This window comes from Ruegeria sp. BJ6 (assembly GCF_056537885.1).
On sequence record NZ_JBQFSG010000002.1, the window covers coordinates 393,827 to 416,775 of the forward strand.

General features: G+C 57.3%; 22 protein-coding genes. 10 read left to right on the top strand and 12 right to left on the bottom strand.

The genetic code is table 11. The features are described from left to right. Positions 1-25: 25 nt before the first annotated feature. A complete protein-coding gene (locus ACR0D6_RS07220) occupies positions 26-451 on the bottom strand; it encodes a DUF2852 domain-containing protein (protein ID WP_170652049.1) in 426 nt (141 codons plus the stop codon). A gap of 206 nt (positions 452-657) precedes the next feature. Beyond that, a complete protein-coding gene (locus ACR0D6_RS07225; protein WP_480765001.1) occupies positions 658-1,335 on the bottom strand; it encodes an SOS response-associated peptidase in 678 nt (225 codons plus the stop codon). A 396-nt stretch (positions 1,336-1,731) separates the two neighbouring features. Here ACR0D6_RS07225 and ACR0D6_RS07230 point away from each other — a divergent pair, with 396 nt between their 5' ends. Genes ACR0D6_RS07230 through ACR0D6_RS07250 form a run of 5 tightly spaced genes read left to right on the top strand, consistent with a single transcriptional unit; the run spans position 1,732 to position 7,030 of the window. Then, a complete protein-coding gene (locus ACR0D6_RS07230) occupies positions 1,732-2,121 on the top strand; it encodes a DUF4440 domain-containing protein (protein WP_480765002.1) in 390 nt (129 codons plus the stop codon). Positions 2,122-2,170: 49 nt separating this feature from the next. Beyond that, positions 2,171-4,966, top strand: coding sequence for a [protein-PII] uridylyltransferase family protein (locus ACR0D6_RS07235; RefSeq protein WP_480765003.1), 2,796 nt, complete (start codon positions 2,171-2,173; stop codon positions 4,964-4,966). Then, entirely contained in the window at positions 4,950-5,225 is a 276-nt protein-coding gene (locus tag ACR0D6_RS07240) for a hypothetical protein (RefSeq protein ID WP_480765004.1), read from the top strand. The genes ACR0D6_RS07235 and ACR0D6_RS07240 overlap by 17 nt, the downstream gene beginning before the upstream one ends. 57 nt (positions 5,226-5,282) lie before the next feature. Continuing rightward, a complete protein-coding gene (locus tag ACR0D6_RS07245) occupies positions 5,283-6,491 on the top strand; it encodes an RSP_2647 family RNA methyltransferase (RefSeq protein WP_480765005.1) in 1,209 nt (402 codons plus the stop codon). Continuing rightward, positions 6,488-7,030 (top strand): RSP_2648 family PIN domain-containing protein, encoded by a 543-nt coding sequence (locus tag ACR0D6_RS07250; protein ID WP_480765006.1) that lies wholly within the window; start codon positions 6,488-6,490, stop codon positions 7,028-7,030. Before ACR0D6_RS07245 ends, ACR0D6_RS07250 begins: the two co-directional genes overlap by 4 nt. A gap of 64 nt (positions 7,031-7,094) precedes the next feature. Here ACR0D6_RS07250 and ACR0D6_RS07255 read toward each other — a convergent pair whose 3' ends face one another. Beyond that, positions 7,095-7,781, bottom strand: a complete 687-nt coding sequence (locus ACR0D6_RS07255; protein WP_170652605.1) for a M48 family metallopeptidase — start codon at positions 7,779-7,781, stop codon at positions 7,095-7,097. 240 nt (positions 7,782-8,021) lie between these two features. Between ACR0D6_RS07255 and ACR0D6_RS07260 the strand changes: the two genes are divergently transcribed. Next, positions 8,022-9,734: a hypothetical protein gene (locus tag ACR0D6_RS07260; RefSeq protein WP_480765007.1), complete on the top strand. Its 1,713-nt coding sequence runs from the start codon at positions 8,022-8,024 to the stop codon at positions 9,732-9,734. A 20-nt stretch (positions 9,735-9,754) separates the two neighbouring features. Here the strand turns inward: ACR0D6_RS07260 and ACR0D6_RS07265 are convergent, their stop codons facing one another. The 6 genes from ACR0D6_RS07265 to ACR0D6_RS07290 all read right to left on the bottom strand — a co-directional run bounded on the left by ACR0D6_RS07265 (position 9,755) and on the right by ACR0D6_RS07290 (position 15,905). Then, positions 9,755-11,674, bottom strand: coding sequence for a DUF3604 domain-containing protein (locus ACR0D6_RS07265; protein ID WP_480765008.1), 1,920 nt, complete (start codon positions 11,672-11,674; stop codon positions 9,755-9,757). 77 nt (positions 11,675-11,751) lie between these two features. Next, a complete protein-coding gene (locus tag ACR0D6_RS07270) occupies positions 11,752-12,936 on the bottom strand; it encodes a vWA domain-containing protein (RefSeq protein WP_480765009.1) in 1,185 nt (394 codons plus the stop codon). A gap of 4 nt (positions 12,937-12,940) precedes the next feature. Beyond that, positions 12,941-13,108, bottom strand: coding sequence for an apolipoprotein acyltransferase (locus tag ACR0D6_RS07275; RefSeq protein WP_170652067.1), 168 nt, complete (start codon positions 13,106-13,108; stop codon positions 12,941-12,943). Positions 13,109-13,115: 7 nt separating this feature from the next. Continuing rightward, entirely contained in the window at positions 13,116-14,483 is a 1,368-nt protein-coding gene (locus ACR0D6_RS07280) for a DUF2927 domain-containing protein (RefSeq protein WP_480765010.1), read from the bottom strand. Next, positions 14,480-14,929 (bottom strand): N-acetyltransferase family protein, encoded by a 450-nt coding sequence (locus ACR0D6_RS07285; protein WP_480765011.1) that lies wholly within the window; start codon positions 14,927-14,929, stop codon positions 14,480-14,482. Before ACR0D6_RS07285 ends, ACR0D6_RS07280 begins: the two co-directional genes overlap by 4 nt. Positions 14,930-15,059: 130 nt before the next feature. Further along, on the bottom strand, positions 15,060-15,905 hold the full coding sequence (locus tag ACR0D6_RS07290) for an AAA family ATPase (protein WP_170652070.1): 846 nt from the start codon (positions 15,903-15,905) through the stop codon (positions 15,060-15,062). Positions 15,906-16,282: 377 nt separating this feature from the next. On the opposite strand from ACR0D6_RS07290, the gene dksA reads away from it, so the two are divergent. Together dksA and ACR0D6_RS07300 are read left to right on the top strand one after the other, a co-directional pair. Then, positions 16,283-16,705: an RNA polymerase-binding protein DksA gene (gene dksA, locus ACR0D6_RS07295; protein WP_170652072.1), complete on the top strand. Its 423-nt coding sequence runs from the start codon at positions 16,283-16,285 to the stop codon at positions 16,703-16,705. Positions 16,706-16,776: 71 nt separating this feature from the next. Further along, positions 16,777-17,931: an FAD-dependent monooxygenase gene (locus ACR0D6_RS07300; protein WP_480765012.1), complete on the top strand. Its 1,155-nt coding sequence runs from the start codon at positions 16,777-16,779 to the stop codon at positions 17,929-17,931. Here the strand turns inward: ACR0D6_RS07300 and xth are convergent, their stop codons facing one another. Next, on the bottom strand, positions 17,932-18,711 hold the full coding sequence (gene xth / locus ACR0D6_RS07305; RefSeq protein ID WP_480449828.1) for an exodeoxyribonuclease III: 780 nt from the start codon (positions 18,709-18,711) through the stop codon (positions 17,932-17,934). Between the two features lie 217 nt (positions 18,712-18,928). Continuing rightward, the gene (locus ACR0D6_RS07310; RefSeq protein ID WP_170652078.1) at positions 18,929-19,252 is read right to left on the bottom strand and encodes a HesB/IscA family protein; all 324 of its coding nucleotides are present in this window, start codon (positions 19,250-19,252) and stop codon (positions 18,929-18,931) included. A 76-nt stretch (positions 19,253-19,328) separates the two neighbouring features. Here ACR0D6_RS07310 and ACR0D6_RS07315 point away from each other — a divergent pair, with 76 nt between their 5' ends. Further along, positions 19,329-20,486 carry a deoxyguanosinetriphosphate triphosphohydrolase gene (locus ACR0D6_RS07315; protein WP_480449827.1) on the top strand — a complete coding sequence of 386 codons (1,158 nt, stop codon included), beginning with the start codon at positions 19,329-19,331 and terminating at the stop codon, positions 20,484-20,486. On the opposite strand, the gene ACR0D6_RS07320 is transcribed toward ACR0D6_RS07315, so the two are convergent. After that, positions 20,487-21,038 (bottom strand): putative pterin-binding protein, encoded by a 552-nt coding sequence (locus ACR0D6_RS07320; RefSeq protein WP_480765013.1) that lies wholly within the window; start codon positions 21,036-21,038, stop codon positions 20,487-20,489. It abuts the gene before it with no gap. A 131-nt stretch (positions 21,039-21,169) separates the two neighbouring features. Between ACR0D6_RS07320 and argS the strand changes: the two genes are divergently transcribed. Further along, positions 21,170-22,915 carry an arginine--tRNA ligase gene (argS, locus tag ACR0D6_RS07325; RefSeq protein ID WP_170652609.1) on the top strand — a complete coding sequence of 582 codons (1,746 nt, stop codon included), beginning with the start codon at positions 21,170-21,172 and terminating at the stop codon, positions 22,913-22,915. Positions 22,916-22,949: the final 34 nt, after the last annotated feature.

A 22,949-nucleotide genomic window follows, 5' to 3' on the forward strand; every position in this document is an offset into this window, starting at 1 on the left:
GGAGCCGGGGCAGGGCGACTGTTTATCAGGCGTCGTCTTTGCGCTCACCTTCATCTTCGTGGTTCGCACGCGCGCGCTCTTCCATGAATTCGTCGAATTCGGCCTTGTCCTTGGCTTCACGCAGACGGCGCAGGAACGCTTCGAACTCCTGTTGTTCACGCTCCAGCCGGGCCAGAGTATCCGACTTGTAGGCGTCAAATGCGCTGTTGCCGGATGGCTTCATGGCGCTCATGTGGCTTTGCCAGGATTTGCGGCGGCTGCAGGACTTGCTGAACATACGTTTGCTCCAGATCATATAGGCAAGAAGGGCCAGACCAACGGGCCAGAAGAATACAAAGCCGAGGACCATCGCGGCGATCCATGCGCCTTTGCCCTTGCTGTCAAGCCAGGCTTCGGAACGATAAAGCCATCCCGGATTTGCAGGAGTGGCAGGTTCGGACAGTGCGGTCATTGGGTTTCTCCAGGTTGATGTAAATGCCTTTCACATTGATCTAGATGGGGGACGTGGTTTCAGGTTGCAAGGGGTAATGTGAAAAAGATTTACATTGTGGAATGGCGCAGCTTTGACCAGAGCTGGCGGGGATCGGGTGCATTTTTGCCGGAAGTAGCGCTGGGGCATCTATCAAAATCTGATGCCGATGTTTGCAGCCAGCCAGTTCAGAATTCGAATTTAGTCTGAACAGGTGGCGTATATTGTTCCAGCAATTCCTGGCCTTCCGCTCCCGATTTGATCGGCTTTACAGTATGATACTCGAACCGGCCTTCGTATTTCGTTCCAAGTGTTTCCTGCGCTTCCGTTGGGGTTGTGGCGCCTTTTAACCAATTTTCTATCTCTTCCGGCGTCAAAATGACCGGCATCCGGCTGTGGATGTGAGCGATCTGCGAACTGGGCTTGCGGGTCATAATGCTGCAACTGTGGCTACCGTCCTTCGCCCGATAGAATCCCGCAAAGAACATCGTAGGAGAATTGCGCTTTACTGTTACGTATACAGGGCAATCGTGGCCCTGATCCTTTGGCCATTCATAATAACCAATTGCAGGGATGAGGCAGCGACCGTAGTCCCAGTAGTCCCGCCAAAAATCAACGTTCTCGATTTTGGAATTGATCAGGGGCTTCTTGCTACGGGGATCTCTGATTTGCCAGCGGGCCGATGTAAGCTCGGCGCAATTGCCATCCCAGCGGACCATGCTGACCTGATTGGTGGGCGAAACATTGTATCCACCTGAAGGAGGGGGATTGGGCAGATGAGGAGAGATTTTCCCGTCCAGAAAATACTCCAAAATCGCCAGCATCTCGCGCTGTGTCAGGTGTCCGGCTGCATACTTTCCACACATGAACAAAGCCTATGCAGATTGGGGTGGTTGAACAAGAAGCAGGCAGAACATTAACAAGCAAATGGATCGCACTTTGGCGTTTTGCCGCGCTGACAGGACAGACACTCAAGCCATCCCATATAGCGTTGTCTCCAAAGAGACGGCGCTAGGTCTTCAATCACCCTCTGCTGTAGTTTCCTCAATGTTCTGTTTGTCCCGGGATTTGCATTGTTCGGGCATATAGATATTCCGATATTCCCGATAACGCCGGTTTAAAGGTCATTTGAAACGCAATAGGTTGAATGAGGCTAGAATCGCAGGAGTTTCCGTTGAAGCCTTATCGTAAACACCCGCCTGCGTGCTTCCTACATCATCCGGCCTGTTCAGGGTTACGGTAACAATAGGTGTCAAACGACAATGGACGTCAGCGACTACAAAACCGCCCCGTCAAACGACGAAATCCTCAAGCTTGAAAAGCGGGTGTGGAGGGCGCTGGTCGAAGGGGATGCGACCACCGATCGTGCCTTGCTTAGCCCTGATTTTCTGGGTGTTTACCCCAGCGGCTTCGCCAACAGGGACGAACATGTAGGGCAGTTTGCCGACGCGCCTACAATGGCCGAATTCCGGTTAAGCGAGACAAAACTGAGGGTCCTGTCTGCGGACGCCGTACTTTTGTCTTACCGGGCGGACTATCTGCGCCCGGGAGCGAGTGAGTGGGAAACCATGCTCATTTCCTCGCTTTGGGAACGACGCGGAGAGCATTGGCTGAATACCTTCAGTCAGGATACACCTGTTACCGAAGGATGACAGGTTTGCCCCATTGACGTTGCAGTCTGGCAATGCACAACCTGCGGGCATGACCGGAACTCTTGCCATTTCCCGACTGCCGCGCCCCTTTGATGCCTCGCTGGGTGAAGACGCGCGCAATTTGGTACCAAATCTGACACCCGAGCAGGGTGAACTGATAGCTGGTGCAGCTGGATCAAGCCCATACCTCAAAGGACTGATCGAGCATGAGGCGGCGTGGCTGCCCGAAGCTTTGGCGCAGCCGGATCTTGCCATGGCGGCCGTTATGGAAGTGGCCCGGGTGTTGCCGCCGGATCAGTTAAAACCGGGGTTGCGTCAGGCAAAACGTCGGATGGCATTGCTGACGGCACTAGCGGATCTGGCGGGTGCATGGCCGCTGGAGAAAGTGACGGCGATCCTGACGGATTTCGGGGCCTTAGCGGCGGATGTGGCAGCCAAATCCGAGATTGCGAACCTGATCCGGCGCCGCAAGTTGCCCGGTTTGACCGAAGAAGATGTCGATACTGCAGGCGGCATGGTGATCCTTGCCATGGGCAAGATGGGCGCGCATGAGCTGAACTACAGCTCGGACATCGATCTGATCGTGCTGTTCGACGAGACCCGGTTTGATCCCGATGATTTTTACGAAGCGCGGCAGGGCATGGTGCGTGCGACACGCAATTTCTGTGCAACGCTAAGCGACAAAACCGCTGATGGTTATGTTTTCCGAACTGATCTGCGACTGCGCCCCGATCCGGCCGTAACACCGGTCTGCCTGGCGACAGAAGCAGCGGAACGTTACTATGAAAGCCTCGGAAGAACATGGGAACGCGCCGCCTATATCAAGGCGCGCCCCTGCGCTGGTGACCTCGCGGCTGGGGCGCGTTTTCTTGAGGCGCTGCGCCCGTTCGTATGGCGTCGGCATCTGGATTTTGCAGCCATTCAGGATGCTCATGACATGCGTCTGCGCATTCGCGAAAACAAAGGAACCGGCGGGGCGCTGTCGATACCGGGCCACGATATGAAGCTGGGGCAGGGCGGGATACGTGAGATCGAATTCTTTACCCAGACCCGCCAGTTGATCGCAGGGGGGCGCGACCCTGATCTACGCGTCCGGGGGACTGTTGACGGGCTGGCTGCGCTGGCCGGAAAGAGGTGGGTGCCGGAAGACGTTGCATCGAAGCTGACCGATCACTACCGCGCTCATCGCGAGGTCGAACACCGCATTCAGATGGTGCACGACGCGCAGACGCACAAGGTTCCACAGTCCGAAGACGGGATCGAACGGATCGCGTGTTTGATGGGCACCGACCGGGAAAAGCTGATAACCGATCTCAAGCATCGTTTGACCGAAGTTCATGAGCTGACAGAAGGTTTTTTTGCCCCCGGTCCGGGGCCCACACCCGTTCCGGCGCAAGAGGTGACCTTTGATGCAAGCGTTCTTGCGCGTTGGCCAACATATCCGGCACTGCGTTCGCAGCGAGGTGCGCGGATATTCGAGCGTCTGAAACCAGAATTGCTGTCCCGGCTTGCAAAAACCGCAAAGCCAGACGAGGCATTGCTGGCCCTTGATGGCTTCCTTGCGGGGTTGCCTGCGGGGGTACAGCTGTTTTCACTGTTCGAGGCCAACACGCAACTTATCGACCTGCTGGTCGATATCGTGGGAACCTCGCATGCGTTGGCGGCACATTTGTCACGCAACTCGTCTGTCTTCGATGCAGTGATCGGCGGTGGATTTTTTGCCGATTGGCCGGGGCAGGTGACCTTGCAGTCCGAGTTGTCCGAAGCACTTGCCGCGGAACAGGACTACGAAACCCAGCTGGATATGGCCCGGCGCTGGTGCAAGGAATGGCACTTTCGCATCGGTGTGCACCACTTGCGCGGGCTTATCGACGGGGCCGAGGCCGGCAGACAATATGCCGAGCTTGCACAGGCCGTAATTGCTGCTGTTCTGCCTTGTGTGGTTGCCCAATTTGCTCGCAAACACGGGCCAATGCCTGGTCGCGGGGCCGCGGTTCTGGGAATGGGATCGCTCGGTGCCGGGCGGATCAACTCGCAGTCCGATCTGGACATGATCGTGATTTACGATCCGCTGGATCAGGATATGTCGGACGGTCCGCGCCCGCTTGCAACACGAACCTACTATGCACGATTCACCCAAGCCCTGATCACGGCGCTTTCGGCACCTATGTCTCAGGGGCGGCTGTACGAAGTCGATATGCGGCTTCGTCCGTCCGGCAATCAGGGGCCAGTTGCAACCAGCTGGGCCAGCTTTACCCACTACCAGCAGGAAGAAGCCTGGGTTTGGGAACATCTGGCCCTGACGCGGGCGCATGTGGTCGCCGGGGATGAGGGGCTTGCATCAGATATCGAAGAGTTCCGCGTCAGATTCCTTTCGCGCGCGCGGGACAAACATCAGGTTCTGCGGGAAGTGGCCGAGATGCGCGACCGTCTGGCTGCCGCAAAATCGCCGGCAGGGGTTTGGGATGCCAAAACCGGCTCTGGCCGCTTGCTGGACATCGAATTGATCGCCGAAACCGGAGCCCTGTTGGCTGGCCGACCCGAACGTGACGTCCATTCAGGTCTGGATGGTGCGGTCGCAGCCGGGCTTTTTGACGTCGCACAGGCTCAAACCCTCAAAGACTGCTATGATCTATGTTGGTCGGTGCAAAGCGCGGCACGGCTTTTGTCCGGCAAGGTGATCGAGGCGGACAAGATCGGCGATGGGGGGGCGGCCTTTTTGTGCAGGGCCACCGGCTTCGAACGTATCGAAGAGCTTCAGGTTGCGCTGCAGGACAATTATACCACGGCGGCCTCACTGATTGAGGCAGCGGTTGAGGAGGGCAGAAATGGCGCGCAGCAATGATCCCAACGATCCCAAAGGGTTGATCCGCGAGGCTTATCGCATCGAAGGTATCGGCCCGCCCGAGTGCCGCAGCATTTTTCTGGACTGGGCGCTCAGCCTGCCGGATGACCGGGATCAGTCCTCTGCCCTGAAAGATCTGCACCTGGCCTATTCCGCAGAGGCGCCGGACCATCCGATGACGCAGGTTCTGAGTGATGGAATGCAATCGGCCAAGGCTCCAAAACGTAGGGGTGGATGGCGATCGCGCCCGCGTGGTTAGTAGCGTGACCCAAGCAGGGGGTTTCGCATCGGCTGCATCAGGACTATGAGAGCGGCCATGACCGAAGCACCTTCCATCGAACGCCCCCGAGTCCGCCTGAAACCCAAGGCCAACGCGCGCGGTGTGCGCCATGGCTTTCCGTGGGTTTATGCAAACGACATTGTGACGGATCGTCGAACGCGCAAAATTCCGGCGGGTGCGTTGGCTGTGCTCGAGGACGACAATCGCAATCCCGTTGCGCTCGTTGCCGTGAATCCGACATCCAAAATCATGTGCCGCGTTCTGGACCGTGATCCGGCCGCAATCCTTGATGTCGACTGGTTCGAAGCCAGGCTGGCGCGGGCTCTGGAAATGCGTGAGCGCTTGTTCGACGCGCCATACTATCGCTTGATACATGCCGAGGCAGATGGCTTTCCGGGTGTCATCATCGACCGTTTTGGGCACGCTTGCGTGATACAGCCCAATGCCGCGTGGGCCGAAACACATCTTGAGCAGATCGTAAACGCATTGGTGAAGATCACAGGGGTGACCGTCGTCCTGAAAAACGCATCGGGACGAACCCGCAGCCTGGAAGGGCTCGATGATCTGAGTTTGACCCTGCATGGGCAGGCACCACAAGAGCCGCTGCCAGTCCCGATGAACAGAGCGACGTATTTGGCCGATCTGACAGGCGGCCAAAAGACAGGTTTGTTCTACGACCAGCGTCCCAACCACGCCTTTGCCGCAAGGCTGGTGCAGCCGGGTGCGCGGGTGCTGGATGTTTTCAGCCATGTGGGCGGGTTTGCCCTGGCCATGCTGGCAGGCGGCGCAGGGCAGGCGATCTCGGTAGATGGATCCGCCGCCGCACTGGAGCTGGCAAACAAAGGTGCTCAGGTATCCGGTTTTGCCGATCGTTTCTCCACCCGACAAGGGGACGCGTTTGATGTGCTTGCGGCATTGGCAGACGAGGGCGAGGCATTCGATGTCGTAATCTGCGACCCGCCTGCTTTTGCACCATCCAGACAGGCACTGGACGCTGGTCTGCGCGCGTACGAACGGATCGCGCGCCTCGCCGCGCCACTGGTCAAGCCCGGTGGATATCTGGGGGTGTGTTCCTGCTCGCACGCCGCTGATCTGGGGCGTTTTCGCGATGCCTCTTCCCGGGGTATTGGCCGGGCCGGGCGTCAGGCGCAACTCCTTCATACCGGGTTTGCGGGACCTGACCATCCTCAACTGCCGCAGCTGGCGGAAAGCGGCTACCTCAAAGCAGTGTTCTTCCGCCTGTGAAAGCCGTTCTGGATACCTGCGTCATCTATCCGACCGTCATGCGGGAAATGCTGCTGGGTGCGGCGCGACAGGGCTGTTTCACCCCCATCTGGTCTGCCCGTATCCTCGAGGAGTGGGCGCGCGCAGCAATCAAACTCGGGCCCGAGGGCGAGGCGCAGGCACGGGCCGAAATTGCTCTGATCCGCGCAAACTGGCCTGAGTCCGAGGCTAAACCCAACCCGGGTACCGAGGCGCGCCTGTGGTTGCCTGATCCCGCCGATATCCACGTTCTGGCAACGGCCGTCGCAACTTCGGCAGATACGATCGTCACGGTGAACGCCAAGGATTTTCCGCGCCAAATCCTAGCCGAAGAAGGGCTGAAGCGGATCGACCCGGATACATTGCTTCACGGTTTCTGGCTACAAGAGCCTATAAAAATCGCAAGCCTGGCCGATCAGGTCCTGTCCGAAGCCAACCGTTTGTCCGGCGATCAATGGACCATACGCGCCTTACTCAAAAAGGCCCGCCTGCCGCGACTGGCCAAGGCACTATCTGCCTGACCCTTTTTTTCTCTTGCTGAAATATCCCGGGCAGTGCGAAGGGTTGACCCCTCGCCACGTGCTTTCAGACCTTGCTCCAACGCTGCTCAAGCTTTTCCAACGCGGCGATCCGCTCATCCGTTTTCGGGTGGCTCATCAACCAAGCGGGAACGACGCCCGCGCGCTGTTGTGTCAGATCTTCGAGCTTGTGAAACAACGACTTCTGCGGGCCGACACCAATTCCGGCTTTGGTCAGCAAGGCGGCGGCATATTCGTCGGCCTCATACTCATCCGCCCGCGACAGGCGCGAGGCAAGCAGCGCTGTCAAACCATTGGCAATCCAGACGCCGATCAGCGGTATGAACCGGTTCAGCAGGATGATGAGCGCAGTTCGTAAGGCGTTCTGACCTGAGAAATCAATCATCCGGCGGCGCGCGTGACCCAGTGCTACATGCCCAAGCTCATGCGCGATGACCGATGCCATCTCCTCAGCCGACACCTCACCACTTCTGAATTTGCGATAGAACCCGCGGGTGATGAAAATCCGACCATCCGGAGCCGCCAACCCGTTCACCGGATCAATCTCATAGATGTATACCGGTATCCGGGCGACATCCAACGCCGCCGCAAGACGGTCTGTCATGCGTTTCAAGGCGGGATCGGCAAGCTCTGTCGACTTGGCATCCAGTTCCCTGTGGGTGCGCCAGACGGAAATCCGGTACATCACCACAGCGTATAGAACCGCCAGAAGTATCGGAGTGATGCGCAACATAAGACAGATATGGGGCGCATCCGATGGAAGGGCAACCCATGTCACACGCCACGTGTCTTTGAACCAAGATATGGCGTCAATTTCTTGACAAATCGTTGGGCCACTTCAAAAATTGAAGCAGAGGTTTTTCGGGGTTTCAAAATGAATTTTCTTTTCAGGGGTACAGCTTCGGTTTTTGTACTTACCAGTACCGCTTTCAGCACTTCTGCACAGGAGCGTATTGAAATTTCCGAAGGAGGGATGACGATTTCTGCACCGTCCTCTGTGTCCTGCGAAAACCCACCCGAATTCACGCTAGAAGGCGCCGGAGGGGCGCTGTTTTCCAGCGAACGTTCGGCCGTGAACTCCATCGTTTCTCGAATGGCAAAGGGGTTGGCACAAAGCTGCCCTGACGTTGATAGCCTTATGGTTTCCGGCGAAGAACGGGGTATTCGCTTTTCTTTTGAAATTCAGCGCGACAACGAGTGGATGCTGGATGCACCATCGGAACCGCCAAAAGAACCCGCGAAGGAAGAAGAGGTTTCACAGGATCAGGTAGCCGCGAAAAACCCGGCGCCAACGCCGGCTCCTCCGGCACCGCCAAAGCCCGAAATCAAACCCGGCATACCGATTGAACAGTTCATGCAGATTTTCGGGCCGGTTGCTACCGTGCGCGGGTACCTGCCATTGGACAATCGCGAACTCTGGCCGCGGGTACTTGCGGCGCGCGCGTTTGCCGAACGTCCGGAACTGCTGCAGGACGATGCCATCGCGCTAGAGCTTGTCGAACAGTTGCTGACGCCGGTGGAAATGCAGCAACTCAAGGGACCACTGGCCGGTAAACACATGAATCAGTGGTCGGTATTCGAACGTAGGGACCTTGCCAATAGAATCCGCACACAGCTTGCGCCCGGATTAGAAGGGCGCCGCCAGACCGGGCCCATCAACGTGTATCATTCCGTTCCGATCCAGCTTGGTGAATATGACTTCAGCACAAGCTCCTTTCCGCTGGATTCGGAAAGGGTGCGGCAACATCCATCGCCCCGATGGAAAAACGTTCAGATCACAAATGCATTTGACTCGATCGTGCTTCCTACCAGTCTTGCGGCCAGTGTCGAACAGGCCAGACAACTGGATAATTACCTGAGGCAGCGAAACGACAACAGGTTGTATCTTGCCGTTTTTGCCGAGATTGATCCGGGTGTTCCGCCATCGGTCACACATCATTCCAATCAGGGAAAGATGAACGGGCGGCCCAAGGTGAAGCAGATCGCGCTTTTTGCTGATCAGGGGTTAACGCAGATACTGTTCGACTACACTCCGGTTCTGGCGGATCTTCAGGCCGAGGCTGATCTGGCGTTCGACTACTTGCAGAGCCCGATTTCCGGAGGCGAGGATTTCGTGCGCGCAATCGGTACCCTGAATGACAGCGACGCAGCCGCGGTTGCGATGGCATTGGCTTACGAGCGCAGTGGGCATCATCCTCCAAAACCTGCGGCTCAGGTGCTGGCTGAATTCGGTGAAGTTAAAGGGCCGACACGGCTGAAGTTTGGGGGTAACGCCAGTTTCGGAACCTATGATCCTGTCCGAAAGGTCCTGCCGATACAGAACTATTACCCTCAACACGGGCAGTTTCAGACCATGGATATGGGGTTTAGCGCCGAGGCCGGGTTTTTCCCGCAAGTGACGGAAATACCTATGTCTCAGGAACAGGCCAATGCGATTCAGCAGGCGGCGGCGCAGTATCACCAGTTGGAGCTTCGGCTTGAGGCGGACATGACCTCGGGCAGTCACATGCCTCAGTCTGTTGATTATCTGCAGCTCAATACGACGTTCCGCCCGCATCGCATCGTTGTGTTCTCGGGTCGCCGTGGAGAGCCATCAGCCAAAAGACTGATATTGGCCGACATCGTTCTGCCCGAGACCAGTGGGGCGGTTCCATCACTGATCGAGAGCCTGAGAATCGACCAGTGATGGAACAAAGGCCTGAGGGCTTAGCCTTCAGGCGCGTACCATATCGGTGAAGTATAGGCGCGCTCCTGTCCGGTCAGGGTAGCACCTTCGGGGATTTCAGCACCCAAGCGCAGCTTGTCATAGAGAACCCAGCGTGGTGTCGGAATCTCCAGAACCCGTGCGTAATAAAAGGCCTGCTGGTTGGCATCAAAGGCAGGGTCGCTCCAGACAGCGGCCAGCTCGGATGCGCCGATTGTGTTCGTATAGTTGGCAGCGTCCAGGTCTACAGTATTGCCAACTGCTGGTATCTTGCCGTCAGCATCCGGTTCGCGTGCGTCTGACCACGCGACATCGAAGACCTTTTCCTGCAGGTTGCCATCGCCATCGACCCAACCTTTCACGATCTGGATGCGGTCCAGATTGGCGCCAATCGGATCGCGCAGAGCATAGACCATGAACGTGGGTGCGTCTGACGCAGCGCCACCAAGATCACCACCCATCGGCACACCTTTTTCATAACCCACGAATGCAGGCTGGCGGGATCTCAGATCGTTTTCGTCAAACTCCCAGCCGCCGAAAAATCGCACGGCAATACGTGGGCCGGTTGTTGCGTAAACCTCGCGCCGCACCATGGCGTCCCACAGGGCCTCGCGCGTGTTTTCCTTGGCCCACACACCTGTGTATCCTGATGCAACCAACGCCCATCCGGGAAACTCGCCCTGATCGGTTTTTGTAAAGGGATGGGTTGCACGGGTTTGAGAAGGCTCTGCATTCGAGGCCTTGCCAAAATAGTTGTCGCTGTCAGCAGTGGCCAGCGACGTGTGACTGTCCGTGGCACCGGAAAACCCGAATTTATACGGGTTTACGCCAAACTTCTGTTCCAGCAGCATACCTTGCTTCAGCGCCTCGCGGGCGTACTCGCCCTTGAGCATGTCGTCCGTTTTGGCGGCTGTAAGATCAAGGTTTCCGGCGTCCCAGCTCTCGTAATCGGCAAATTCGTCATCCGGGGAAAGCAGGGGGTGTGCCTCGCCATCACCCTTGATCTGGGTGATTTCGTACAGCGGTTCCCACTCTGCCCGGGCCATTACATAGTCTTCGTCGACCGGGTCGCCGGTAAAGCGGGTCTGGGTCGGAAACATGACCCCGTTGGAAAGATTACCGTTATGGGCCAGTGCAAACACCTGACCGCCGGTGGTGTCCTCGTAGTTCTGCATCCACTCGTACAGCTTCATCGGATCGTTGCTGCCGACAGGCGGCTGCGTGACCATCGGCTGAACCTGCAAGGCGCGATCGGCGTTGTCACGGAAAATCACGTTGCGGTGCAGGTTGTTGCCTTTTTCCAGCGAGGTCCATTCGTAACCGATAAACGCGGTAAAGCGCCCCGGCTCGTTGAAGGTCTCGGCGGCATCGACCAGATCCTCCCAAACCGAACCGTAAATAGGCGAACCCGGCGAATAGTCCTTAATCAGGTCGGGGTCCATCGTGCCTTGCGAGAAATTCGTGATCAGGTCCAATGCCGCCTCGGCCGACGCGTCGCCCCCTTGATTGATCGCCTCGCTCCAGCGCTTGCCCTGTTCGGATTTCAGGATGTTGGGCGCACCATCCTTGAGGTCGAAGATCATGCCCATACCATCGGAATGCTCGGTCAGGACAAGCCAGTCCAGCGGGCGGGCCAGCTTGACCGGTTGACCTGTGGCCGATGTCACTTCTTCGCCGCGCGCGAATTTATACGCGATATCCGGGCCTGTCGTATTGCCGAACAGCCCTGCGTCCATGGAGTATCCGGTGTGCAAATGAGTATCGCCCCAGAAAACCTGACTGGGAAACGCGCGTTGAGCGTAGGGCGAATACGCCTTGCCGGGGTACAGGCCGCTCAGGGATTCACTGGACGGGACAAACTGTGCAAGTGCAGGAGAGGCAAGGGAAGCAGTAAGCGCAACAAAGGATACCGTGCGTAGCATGAGGGTGACTCCGAAATTTATTGCAAATATTCGAATTCACTATTGCATCATGTAACGGATCACCAAAGTGAATTTTTTCAGCGCGTAAGCTCTCGCATGCCTTGTTCCAAACCCGCCAGCGTCATGGGAACCATGCGGTTCTCGAATATTTCGCGGATCATGCCGATCGAGTGCGTGTAATCCCAGTATTTTTCCGGCACCGGATTGATCCACAAGTTCGACGACCACTGCTCGCGCGCGCGCTGCAACCAGACCTGACCGGCCTCCTGGTTCCAGTGCTCGTTTGCCCCGCCGGGATAGGCGATCTCATAAGGGCTCATCGACGCGTCGCCCACGAAGATACATTTGTAGTCGGGGCCGTAGGTGCGCAGCACTTCGTGAGTCGGCGTTTGCTGGTCCCACCGTCGCAGGTTGTCGCGCCAGACGCCTTCGTACAGGCAGTTGTGGAAGTAGTAGTATTCCAGATGTTTGAATTCGGCGCGTGCTGCCGAAAACAGCTCCTCGACAACCTTGATATGCGGATCCATCGACCCGCCGACGTCCAGAAACAGCAATACTTTCACAGCGTTATGGCGTTCGGGTCGTGTCTTGACGTCCAGATAGCCATGTTCGGCAGTTGCGCGGATCGTGCCGTCCAAATCCAGTTCTTCTGCCGCACCTTCGCGCGCCCAACGGCGCAGACGCTTCAGCGCCACCTTGATGTTTCGGGTGCCCAGTTCGACCGTGTCATCCAGATTCTTGAATTCGCGCTTGTCCCAGACTTTGGTAGCGCGCTGGTGGCGGCTTTCCTTTTGCCCGATCCGCACGCCCTCAGGGTTATATCCGTATGCGCCGAAGGGCGAGGTCCCGGCGGTTCCGATCCACTTGTTTCCACCCTGATGGCGGCCTTGCTGCTCTTGCAAGCGTTCGCGCAATGTCTCCATCAGTTTTTCAAAGCCGCCAAGCGCCTCGATCTCGGCTTTTTCCTCATCCGACAGGTGTTTTTCCGCCATTTTCGCCAACCAGTCGGCAGGGATATCCACGGCTTCGAGAACCTGTTCGAAACTGATCTCTTCCAGACCTTTGAAACTGGCGGCAAAGGCGCGGTCAAACTTGTCGATGTTGCGTTCGTCCTTCACCATCGAGACGCGGGCGAGGTAATAGAACGCTTCGACGTCATAGGTGGCCAGCCCCTTCTTCATCCCTTCCAGAAAGGTCAGGTATTCGCGCAGCGAAACCGGAATGCCTGATTTTCTGAGGTTTTCGTAGAAGGGTAGAAACATGACGTCACACCATCGTTCTGTGCAGCAACAACGTCGCGATCATGCCAAGCAACCCGAACGCGATTGCATATACCACCGCGTACTGAGCGATATCGGCGCCCGAGCCCTTTCTTTTACGCGCAGTCAATCCGCCCAAAATTGCGCCCAGCAGAGCCATCGCCACAACTATCATTCCTACGTCATCCGCCTGTTCTGTTGCGGGGGTTCAGCAAGGCAATGTCCTGCATTACCGATCGAACCGCCCAGTCCGATCCGAACCCGTAGCGCGCCCATCCGATACTGTCCAGCCTGACCGAACGTGCCTGTTCGGGGCGTCCGGTCAGCTCCAGCGCCTCGGCCTTGAGCAGCATCAAAGTGGACAGCATGGCCGCATTTTCTGCGCGGGTCATCGCGTCAATGGCAGGGTTGATCTGTCTGAGCGCCGAGGCCCCGTCACCGCGCGCAACGGCGTAGGCTGCGGTTTGCGTGGTGACATAGGCACGATGCAACTCGGTTCCGGGTGTGCGGGACAGATAGTGCAGGGCAGTGCCGAAATGCTTCTGAGCTTCTTCCGGATCCTCAAACTGCGTCATGCGACCGATAAGATAATGGGGGAAGGCACGGCGTTGGTCCGTCCATCCTTGGCCTTCTCCGATGCGGGCGGCCTTTTGGACAGCCCGTTGGCGCTGAGCCACGTCCGCGTTTGGCCCCAACGATCTCTGGATGGCATCAATCCAATTGCGAGGAGTCTCGGAAACAGGCTGCGCTGCGATCGCATTGCCCCGCGGATTGTATCGGCTGAGAATGCCGGGAATCGCGGCAGCCACCTGTGGCCGCGTCATGCCGTTTCGAAGCTCTGGTGAGTAGGTTGCCCGCAAGATCAGCATGTCGAACCCGGTCAGAACGGTGTGCACGTTATCATCGTTGAACACCGAATCCGGCAGACGATACAGATCGTTGAGCGGCCCCAGCGCCTGTGCCAGTTCCTCGTGCAGACAATCCCGGATTTCCTGTGGGCTTACGTCATAGGGAATGAAAATTCCCAACCGTTCACGGCTGCGCAAAAGCGACCAGTTGCTTTTGCCTTTGCGTCGGTCTCGACGGTACTCGGCCAGACTCGAGGCATTGGGAACCACAAAACAAGCGGCCTGCGGCAGCGTGCGACGAATCTGATCGCGGCTGACCGCCTCGATGGTAATGTTTGCGTTGTCGGTCGAAACCTGCTGAATGTCGATACCAGCCTCGCGCCTCAGCCTTGACAGCAACCGGCTCAGGTCCGCCTGCATCGTGGGCGGCGGTGTGCCGGTCAGCCGTACGGTGATCGGCATTTCGAACCGGGTGAACACCTGCAACTCGCGGCCGCTTTCCAGTTCGAAATGCAGCGACAGGAAATCCGCAGCGATATTGGCATTCGACCGAACCGGCGGCGAGGGCCGGGCGGTGGTGAAGGTTTTCATCGGTGGCAGCGCAGTTTCAGAAAACTGCGCGCGCGTCGGCACTTCGACCGTTTCCACGGTAGTGCAGCCAGCCAATGCAAATGCGAGTATCAGCGCGCCTATTCTGATCATGGCCTGTTGTACCTGATGAAAGGCGTCAACTTTCCGATGCGATCATAAAGCTTACGCGCCGTATGATTGAAATCCTGCGTCAGCCAATAAACACCCGGTGCGCCCATGCGATCAGCCTCGGCATAGACCGCCTCGATTAGTGCGCGGCCAACGCTTGTTCCGCGCGCTTCGGGGCGGGCAAAAAGGTCCTGCAGATAACAGACGTTTTCAACTTTCCACGCGTGACGATGAAACAAGTAGTGCGTCAGCCCGATCAGTTTGCCATCCAGTTCGGCCACGAAGCACGAAAAATTCTGCGGATCGTCGCTCAACAGACGGTCAAAGAGGGTGTCATAAACCTCATCCGTGACGGAGGTTTCATAAAACGCCAGATAGTCGCGCCACATCTCGGCCCATTCGGGCCTGTCCTCTGGGCGCAAACCCCGGATGACAACCTTGTCATTCAACTGACTATCTCCTGTTGCGGCAATCGTACATGCGGGTTGGCGGGCAATCGAACATTGCCCACATGGTTACACTCAGACCTGATCAAAGCAAGCCGCGAGCCGTCCGTAACTGAAGACCGCTTGTGTCACCTCAGCGTTTGCCGCGTGCCATGAAGGCAAGTCTTTCGAACAGATGCACATCCTGTTCGTTCTTCAATAATGCCCCATGCAGTTTCGGCAATGCGGATGCACCGTCCCGCTTGAGGTCCTCGGCCGTCAGGTCTTCTGCAAGAAGAAGCTTGAGCCAATCCAGGACTTCGGATGTGGACGGTTTCTTTTTCAGCCCCGAGGTTTCGCGGATTTCATAGAACTGGGTCAGGGCGGTCGTCAGCAGTGCTTCCTTGATGCCCGGGTGGTGGACGTCAACGATTCTGCGCATCGTCGCCTCATCCGGGAAGCGGATGTAGTGGAAAAAACAGCGGCGCAGGAATGCGTCCGGCAGTTCCTTTTCGTTGTTCGAAGTAATGATAACGATGGGGCGGTGTTTGGCACGGATCGTTTCGCCGGTTTCGTAGACGTGGAACTCCATCTTGTCGAGTTCCTGCAGCAGGTCGTTGGGAAACTCGATATCGGCCTTGTCGATCTCGTCAATCAGCAGAACGACCTTTTCGTCCGCTTCAAACGCCTGCCACAGCTTGCCCTTCCGGATGTAGTTCGACACGTCGTGCACGCGCTCGTCGCCCAGCTGGCTATCGCGCAGGCGGCTGACGGCATCATATTCATACAGACCCTGCTGCGCGCGGGTCGTGGATTTGATGTTCCACTCGATCATGGTCAGGCCCAGTGCACCGGCTACCTGTTTGGCAAGCTCGGTTTTACCTGTGCCGGGCTCACCCTTGACCAGCAGTGGCCGTTCCAGCGTTACTGCCGCATTCACTGCAATGGTCAGGTCGTCTGTTGCGACATATTCGGCGGTACCTTGAAAACGTGCGGTCATATGAGTCTCGGGCCATGGTGTTGTCGTTGAAGCTGTGCAGACGGGTTACATATGGGGCAAATAAATGGCAAGTAAGCCGCTGCGTCGTCCGATTTTGAAATTATTCAATGACAACAACCGGCTTGGCATGATTCGCGTCTGTGGCACTCTTCTATTGGTTGCGCACTGCCTTAAAATGGCCCGGTGAATTTCACAGAAAAACAAGGTTTTGCTGAATAAAGTCTCTTATTTAGACTAGTTAGAGCTTTGATCTGGCGGGGCTACGTTTGTGTAGTGACATTCCCGGTCCCGTCGGATAAACGCTCCGCAGAAGGGGGTGCCGAATGTCAGGTGAAACAAGTGCGACCGACGTTTCAGGCCATACCGAGGGAGCAAATATGAAGCAGGAAGTTTTTCTGCCGGAGGATTATCGCCCGGCCGAAGATGAACCTTTCATGAATGAACGACAGCTTGAGTATTTCCGCCGCAAGCTGATTGATTGGAAAAATGAACTTTTGGCGGGAAGCCGCGATACGATCGAAGGGCTTCAGGACAATACCCGCAACATTCCCGATGTCGCCGACCGCGCGAGCGAGGAAACCGACCGGGCGCTTGAATTGCGTACGCGGGATCGTCAGCGCAAACTGGTAGCCAAGATCGACTCGGCGCTGCGTCGGATCGACGAGGGCGAGTACGGGTATTGCGAAATGACGGGTGATCCGATTTCGCTGAGACGTTTGGACGCCCGCCCGATCGCGACCATGACGCTTGAGGCGCAGGAACGTCACGAACGCCGCGAAAAGGTTCACCGCGACGATTGATCGCTGGATCAAATGAAGAAATTGGAAACGCCGGGCCTGTTGTCCTGGCGTTTTTACGTTAAGCCGTTCCCATGAATATCGACGGTCTGAAGTTCTGCGTAATTGGCGCGGGTATCGGTGGTTTGGCGGCGGCATTGGCGCTGCGCCTGAAGGGGGCGCAGGTCACACTGCTGGAACAGGCGCCGGAAATCACCGAGGTTGGCGCCGGATTGCAAATCAGCGCCAACGGGATATCCGTTTTACGTGCGCTTGGCGTGGTCGGTGATGTGCCCGAAGCGGGGCAAAGGTCATACGGCACCATTTTACGAGACTACAGAAACGGACGGTTCATCAGCCGTATTTCCGAGCCCGCCGCGGGGCCAACCTACTATTACCACAGGGCAGACCTGATCGATCTGTTGCACAAGGCTGCCATACGGCAAGGCGTCGACATTCGTCTGGGCGCGCAGGTGCAATCAGTAGCGGACCAAGCCGATTGCGCGGTTGTTGATCTGAGCAATGGCGAAACCTTGATTGCAGATTGTGTTGTCGCGGCAGATGGCGGGCGCAGCAACACGCGTCCACAGTTGAACGGTGAAGAACTCCTTGGCTTCACCCATCAGGTCGCCTGGCGGGCAACAATTCCCTGGACCCGCAAATCCGACGAGCCGAAGGCGCATTTGACAATGGGGCCGGGGCGGCATGTCGTGACCTATCCGCTGCGCGACCAAAGCCTTCTGAACATCGTCGCGATCGAAGAACGCTCGGACTGGCAGCAAGAGGGGTGGCGTCTGAAGGGCGATCCTAATGATCTGCGCGCGCGGTTTGCGGATTTCGGCGGCAAGACTGCGGAGGTTCTGCAGGATGTTACCGAAACACATCTCTGGGCCCTGTTCCTGCGCCCGGTGGCGCGCAAATGGCAAAACGGCCGGATTGCGTTGTTGGGGGACGCGGCGCACCCGACCTTACCTTACATGGCGCAAGGGGCCTGTCTGGCGCTTGAGGATGCATGGGTTTTGGCGCGATCCTTTGCGGATCCGGATGTTCCCAGCGCGCTGAGTGCTTACGAAGCGTCCCGGCTCCCTCGTGCGGGACGTGTCGTCGCCGCCGCTTCGGCCAATGCACGCAATTTCCATTTACGCGGACCGATGCGGATTGCCGCGCAGATGGCGCTTACGGCAATCGGGCCGAGGCTGGGCCGCCGATACGAATGGATTTACAGCTATGATGCAACTGCCGAAAACTGATTAAACGTCCAGCTCAACCCAGACCGGGACGTGATCCGAGGGCTTTTCCAGGCCGCGCACGTCGGCATCAATCCGGCAATCTCGCATCAGATCGGCGGCCTGTGGCGACAGCAGGAAATGGTCGATGCGAATGCCGTCATTCCTGTTCCATGCACCTGCCTGATAATCCCAGAACGAATAATGTCCTGACCCCTGGGTTTGCGCCCGAAAGGCTTCGGTAAAACCCAGGTTGAGGATTTTCCGGAATGCCGCGCGGCTTTCCGGACGAAACAGCGCATCTTCCCGCCATGCATCTGGCCTTTTGGCATCTTCAGCCTGCGGAATGATATTATAGTCTCCGGCCATGAGCGCAGGCTCTTCCGTCGCCAACAATGCACGCGCGCGGTCGTACAGACGCTCCATCCAGGCCAGCTTATAGTCGTATTTCGGACCGGGAACCGGGTTTCCGTTGGGCAGATAGAGGCCACAGACGCGCAAGGCCTTTTTGCCGACGACAGTCGCCTCGATCCAGCGCGCTTGTTCGTCACTGTCGTCCCCGGGAAGACCACGTGTCACGTCTTCAAGCGGCAGCTTCGACAGGATGGCAACGCCGTTAAAGCTCTTTTGTCCATGGGTTTCGACATTGTATCCACGTTCCTCGAAAATCTCGCGCGGGAACAGGTCGTCTACAGATTTGATTTCCTGCAGCAGCACCAAATCGGGCTGTGCGTCATCCAGCCAACGGGGCAGGGCCTCGGCTCGCGCCTTGATGCCGTTGATGTTGAACGTGGCGATTTTCATGCGCGGCCCTCCGATCTTCTTGTGAGAACCTATCGCCTAGATTCCAACGTGCAGCAAGAGCAGCAGTTCAGGATATGCGAGGCTCTGCCTCGCGCTCCGGAGTATTTGGGGCCAGATGAACAGGGAATCCGTTATTCATCTGGCAAATAACTCTGGGGGGAGGCGCGGCTTACCGCGGCAGGGGCAAAGCCCCCAAGAAGCAGGGCACCGTTCGAGGTTACATCGAAAATGAGGTGCCGCAGCCGCAGGACGACGTGGCATTCGGATTTTCAATCACGAAACGCGCACCGATCAGTTCTTCGGTGAAGTCTATCGTCGCATTCTCCAGAAAAGGCAGTGAAATCGAATCCACAACGACTTTCTGGCCCTTTCCTTCAAGAACGAGGTCATCGTCTTTCGGGGCGTCCAGCGCGATTTCGTATTGAAATCCGGAACATCCGCCACCCTCAACAGCGACACGCAGGGCCTGACCCTGATCCGATGCACCTATTTCGGCAAGGCGGTCAAAAGCGCGGTCGGTGACTTTTGGAGGCAGGTTCATGCCGTACTCCGATGGTTTCTTTCCAAAGCATTATACCATATAGAAAAGACAAGGACAGGCGACAAGGACAAGACCTTTGGAAAGAGCGGGTTTTGCCTCGGACCCAGGCCGCGCGAGGGGGCGGCTGGTGCCAGAGGAGGAAAGCAGTTTCAGGTCATGCTTTCAGCGCGACCGCGACCGGATAATCCATGCCAGTGCGTTCCGGCGTCTCAAGCACAAAACGCAGGTGTTTGTCGAACATGAAGGTGACAGTTACCGCACACGTCTGACACATTCGATCGAAGTGGCGCAGGTGGCGCGGACGATCGCGGGTGCGCTTGGATTGAACGGCGAACTGACCGAGGCGGTGGCGTTGGCCCACGATCTGGGTCACACGCCATTTGGTCATACCGGAGAAGATGCGCTGCATGAGTTGATGCAGCCCTATGGCGGCTTTGATCATAACGCGCAGGCGATTCGCATCGTGACCAAGTTGGAGCGGCATTATGCCGAATTCGATGGTTGCAACCTGACATGGGAAACTCTGGAAGGGATCGCCAAACATAACGGTCCAGTGGTGGGAGAGCTGCCCTGGGCGTTGTCCGAATGCAATGAAGCGTTCGATCTTGAGCTTCACACACATGCGAGTGCCGAGGCCCAGGTGGCCGCTTTGTCGGACGATATCGCATACAACAACCACGATCTGCACGACGGATTGCGGGCTGGGTTGTTCACGGATGACGAGATCGCGCAACTTCCCATTGTCGGTGATTGCTATGCAGAGGTAGACCGCGCCTATCCGGATATCGACCCCTACCGTCGCAGGCACGAGGCGTTGCGGCGGGTTTTTGGCGTCATGGTGTCCGATGTGATCGATACTTCGCGCACTTTGTTGCGTCAATCGGGTGCACAGTCGGTCGAGGAAGTGCGTGCAATTGGCTACCCGGTCATTCAGTTTTCGTCAGATCTTTGGGCCAGCCTGAAGGAAATCCGCTCTTTCTTGTTTACGCGAATGTACCGCGCACCGTCGGTGATGGCGGTCCGAGAGCAAGTTGCAAAGGTGGTGGAGGAGTTGTTTCCGGTCTACCTGAGCGATCCAAAACAAATGCCTGCGCATTGGCACGCCGATATCGAAGCTGCGCCAGACGAAACTGCGCTTGCACGGATCGTTTCGGATTATGTTTCGGGCATGACTGACCGGTTTGCGTTACAGGATCATGCCCGATTGACAGGTGTTGGCCAAAAAAGGGCCTGACTATTCAATTCCGATATAGGCCAGCGCCCAGACCTGCTGGCTGGACTGAGTCTGTCGCAATTCATCGTCATCAGTTGGCGGGAACACGATCATGGTCGGGCCATATGCGCCTATTCCCATCGGTTTGCCATCTGCATGGGTGGCCAGAATGGGATTGTGGTCCGATATTTCCTGCCACGAAATCTCGGCCTGATAGCCGTCCATGGCCATTGGTCTGGCGGTTTTACCTGCAGCGCCCGCCATCTCCATAACGACGGCCAGATGAGGGCCGGAGAATGTGGTCGTCCGCTCCTTTCCCTCGGGGCCGTAAGGAATGGTGATTTCCATCTGTGGCAAAGCATCCAGCATGGCGGCATCGAAACCGGCTGCGGCAGGGTGGTCAACTTCGAGGAAGCTGAAAAGACCGCCGTCATCGACATCCCTGGCGGGTAGGTTTGCCTCTGTTACCGCGCCGCCGAGTGTGATCAGCACATGGCCCTTAGGCAAGGCGATTTCTGCAGAAACAGACAAAGGAGCGAGCAGGGCAAGGCAAAGGGGTAGGGCGAGGCGCATCAATATCTCCGAGTATCAGTGGTTCGCCCAACCCTACACAGGAGAGGCGACCAGCCAACCCCAAACTGACGGGCTGCATTGACCTTACCGTCTTGCGTGATAAACCGCCGGGCAAGCAAAAGGACGCCAAGATGAACCTGTTTTCCGAGATCCGCAGCCTTGTTCTGGATGCACTGGGGCAAATGCAAGCCGAAGGGGCCCTGCCTGAAGGGCTGAGCTTTGATAACGTTGCGGTCGAACCGCCGCGTGACCCCGCCCATGGTGACATGGCGACCAACGCGGCGATGGTTCTTGCGAAACCGGCCAAAATGAAGCCACGCGATATTGCCGAAGTGCTGGCTGAGAAACTGGCGGCCGATGCCCGGGTGACCAGCGCCGAGGTGGCGGGGCCGGGCTTTCTGAACCTGAGGCTTGCGAATTCGGTCTGGCAGGGCGTTCTGGCGACCGTTCTGGAAAACGGCACGGATTTTGGTCGCTCGGCCATGGGGCAGGGGCGGAAGGTCAATGTGGAGTACGTCTCGGCCAATCCCACCGGCCCGTTGCATGTCGGGCATACACGGGGCGCGGTTTTTGGCGACGCACTGGCAAGCCTGCTGGCCTATGCCGGATACGATGTGACCCGTGAATATTACATCAACGACGGTGGCGCGCAGGTCGATGTATTGGCCCGGTCCGCTTATGAGCGGTACCGCGAAGCAAACGGGCTGAGCCCCGAGATTGCCGAAGGGCTTTATCCCGGTGACTACCTGATCCCGATCGGTGAGGCGCTGAAGGAAAAGTATGGCGATAGCTTGATAGACCAGCCGGAAAGTGTGTGGCTGGAAGATCTGCGGAACTTTGCGACCGATGCGATGATGGATCTGATCCGCGCCGACCTGAAAGAGCTGGGCGTTGAGATGGACGTTTTCTTTTCCGAGAAATCGCTCTACGGCACCGGACGGATCGAGGCTGCCTTGCAGTCACTGACCGACAAAGGTCTGATTTACGAAGGTGTTCTGGAACCGCCCAAGGGTAAGAAGCCCGAAGATTGGGAACCGCGCGAGCAGACGTTGTTCAAATCGACCGAGCATGGCGATGACGTGGACCGCCCGGTCAAGAAGTCAGACGGCAGCTGGACTTACTTCGCGCCCGATATTGCCTATCATTATGACAAGGTGACCCGTGGGTTTGACGAGCTGATTGATGTGTTTGGTGCAGATCATGGCGGTTACGTCAAACGGATGAAGGCGGCGGTCTCGGCGCTTTCAGATGGCAAGGTGCCGCTGGACATCAAGCTAACGCAGTTGGTGAAGCTCTGGAAAAACGGCGAGCCATTCAAAATGTCCAAGCGGGCGGGGAACTTTGTCACCCTGCGCGACGTGGTCGATCAGGTTGGTCCAGATGTGACCCGTTTTGTTATGCTGACCCGCAAGAACGACGCATCGTTGGACTTCGACTTCGACAAGGTGCTTGAGCAAAGCCGCGAGAACCCTGTGTTCTATGTGCAATACGCCCATGCGCGTGTCATGAGCGTTTTGCGGAAGGCCGCGGAAGCGGGAATTGCGGCCGATGACGAGACCCTCGGCAAAGTGGATTTGAGCAATATCAGCCACGAAACCGAGATGGTCGTAGCCAAGAAATTGGCCGAGTGGCCCCGTCTGGTCGAGATAGCGGCCCGCACCAACGAACCGCATCGTGTGGCCTTCTACCTCTATGAATTGGCAGGAGATTTCCACGCACTTTGGAACAAAGGCAACGATGAAACATCGCTGCGATTCATTCAGGATGGCGATGCTGCCACAAGCCAGTCGAAAATCGCATTGGCCCGGTCCGTTTCTGTTGTGATTTCCGCGGGCTTGGGTATTCTTGGCGTCACTCCGGCGCAGGAGCTGCGTTAACAAGACAGCCAAATCGCCGGTCCGAGGCAGACAA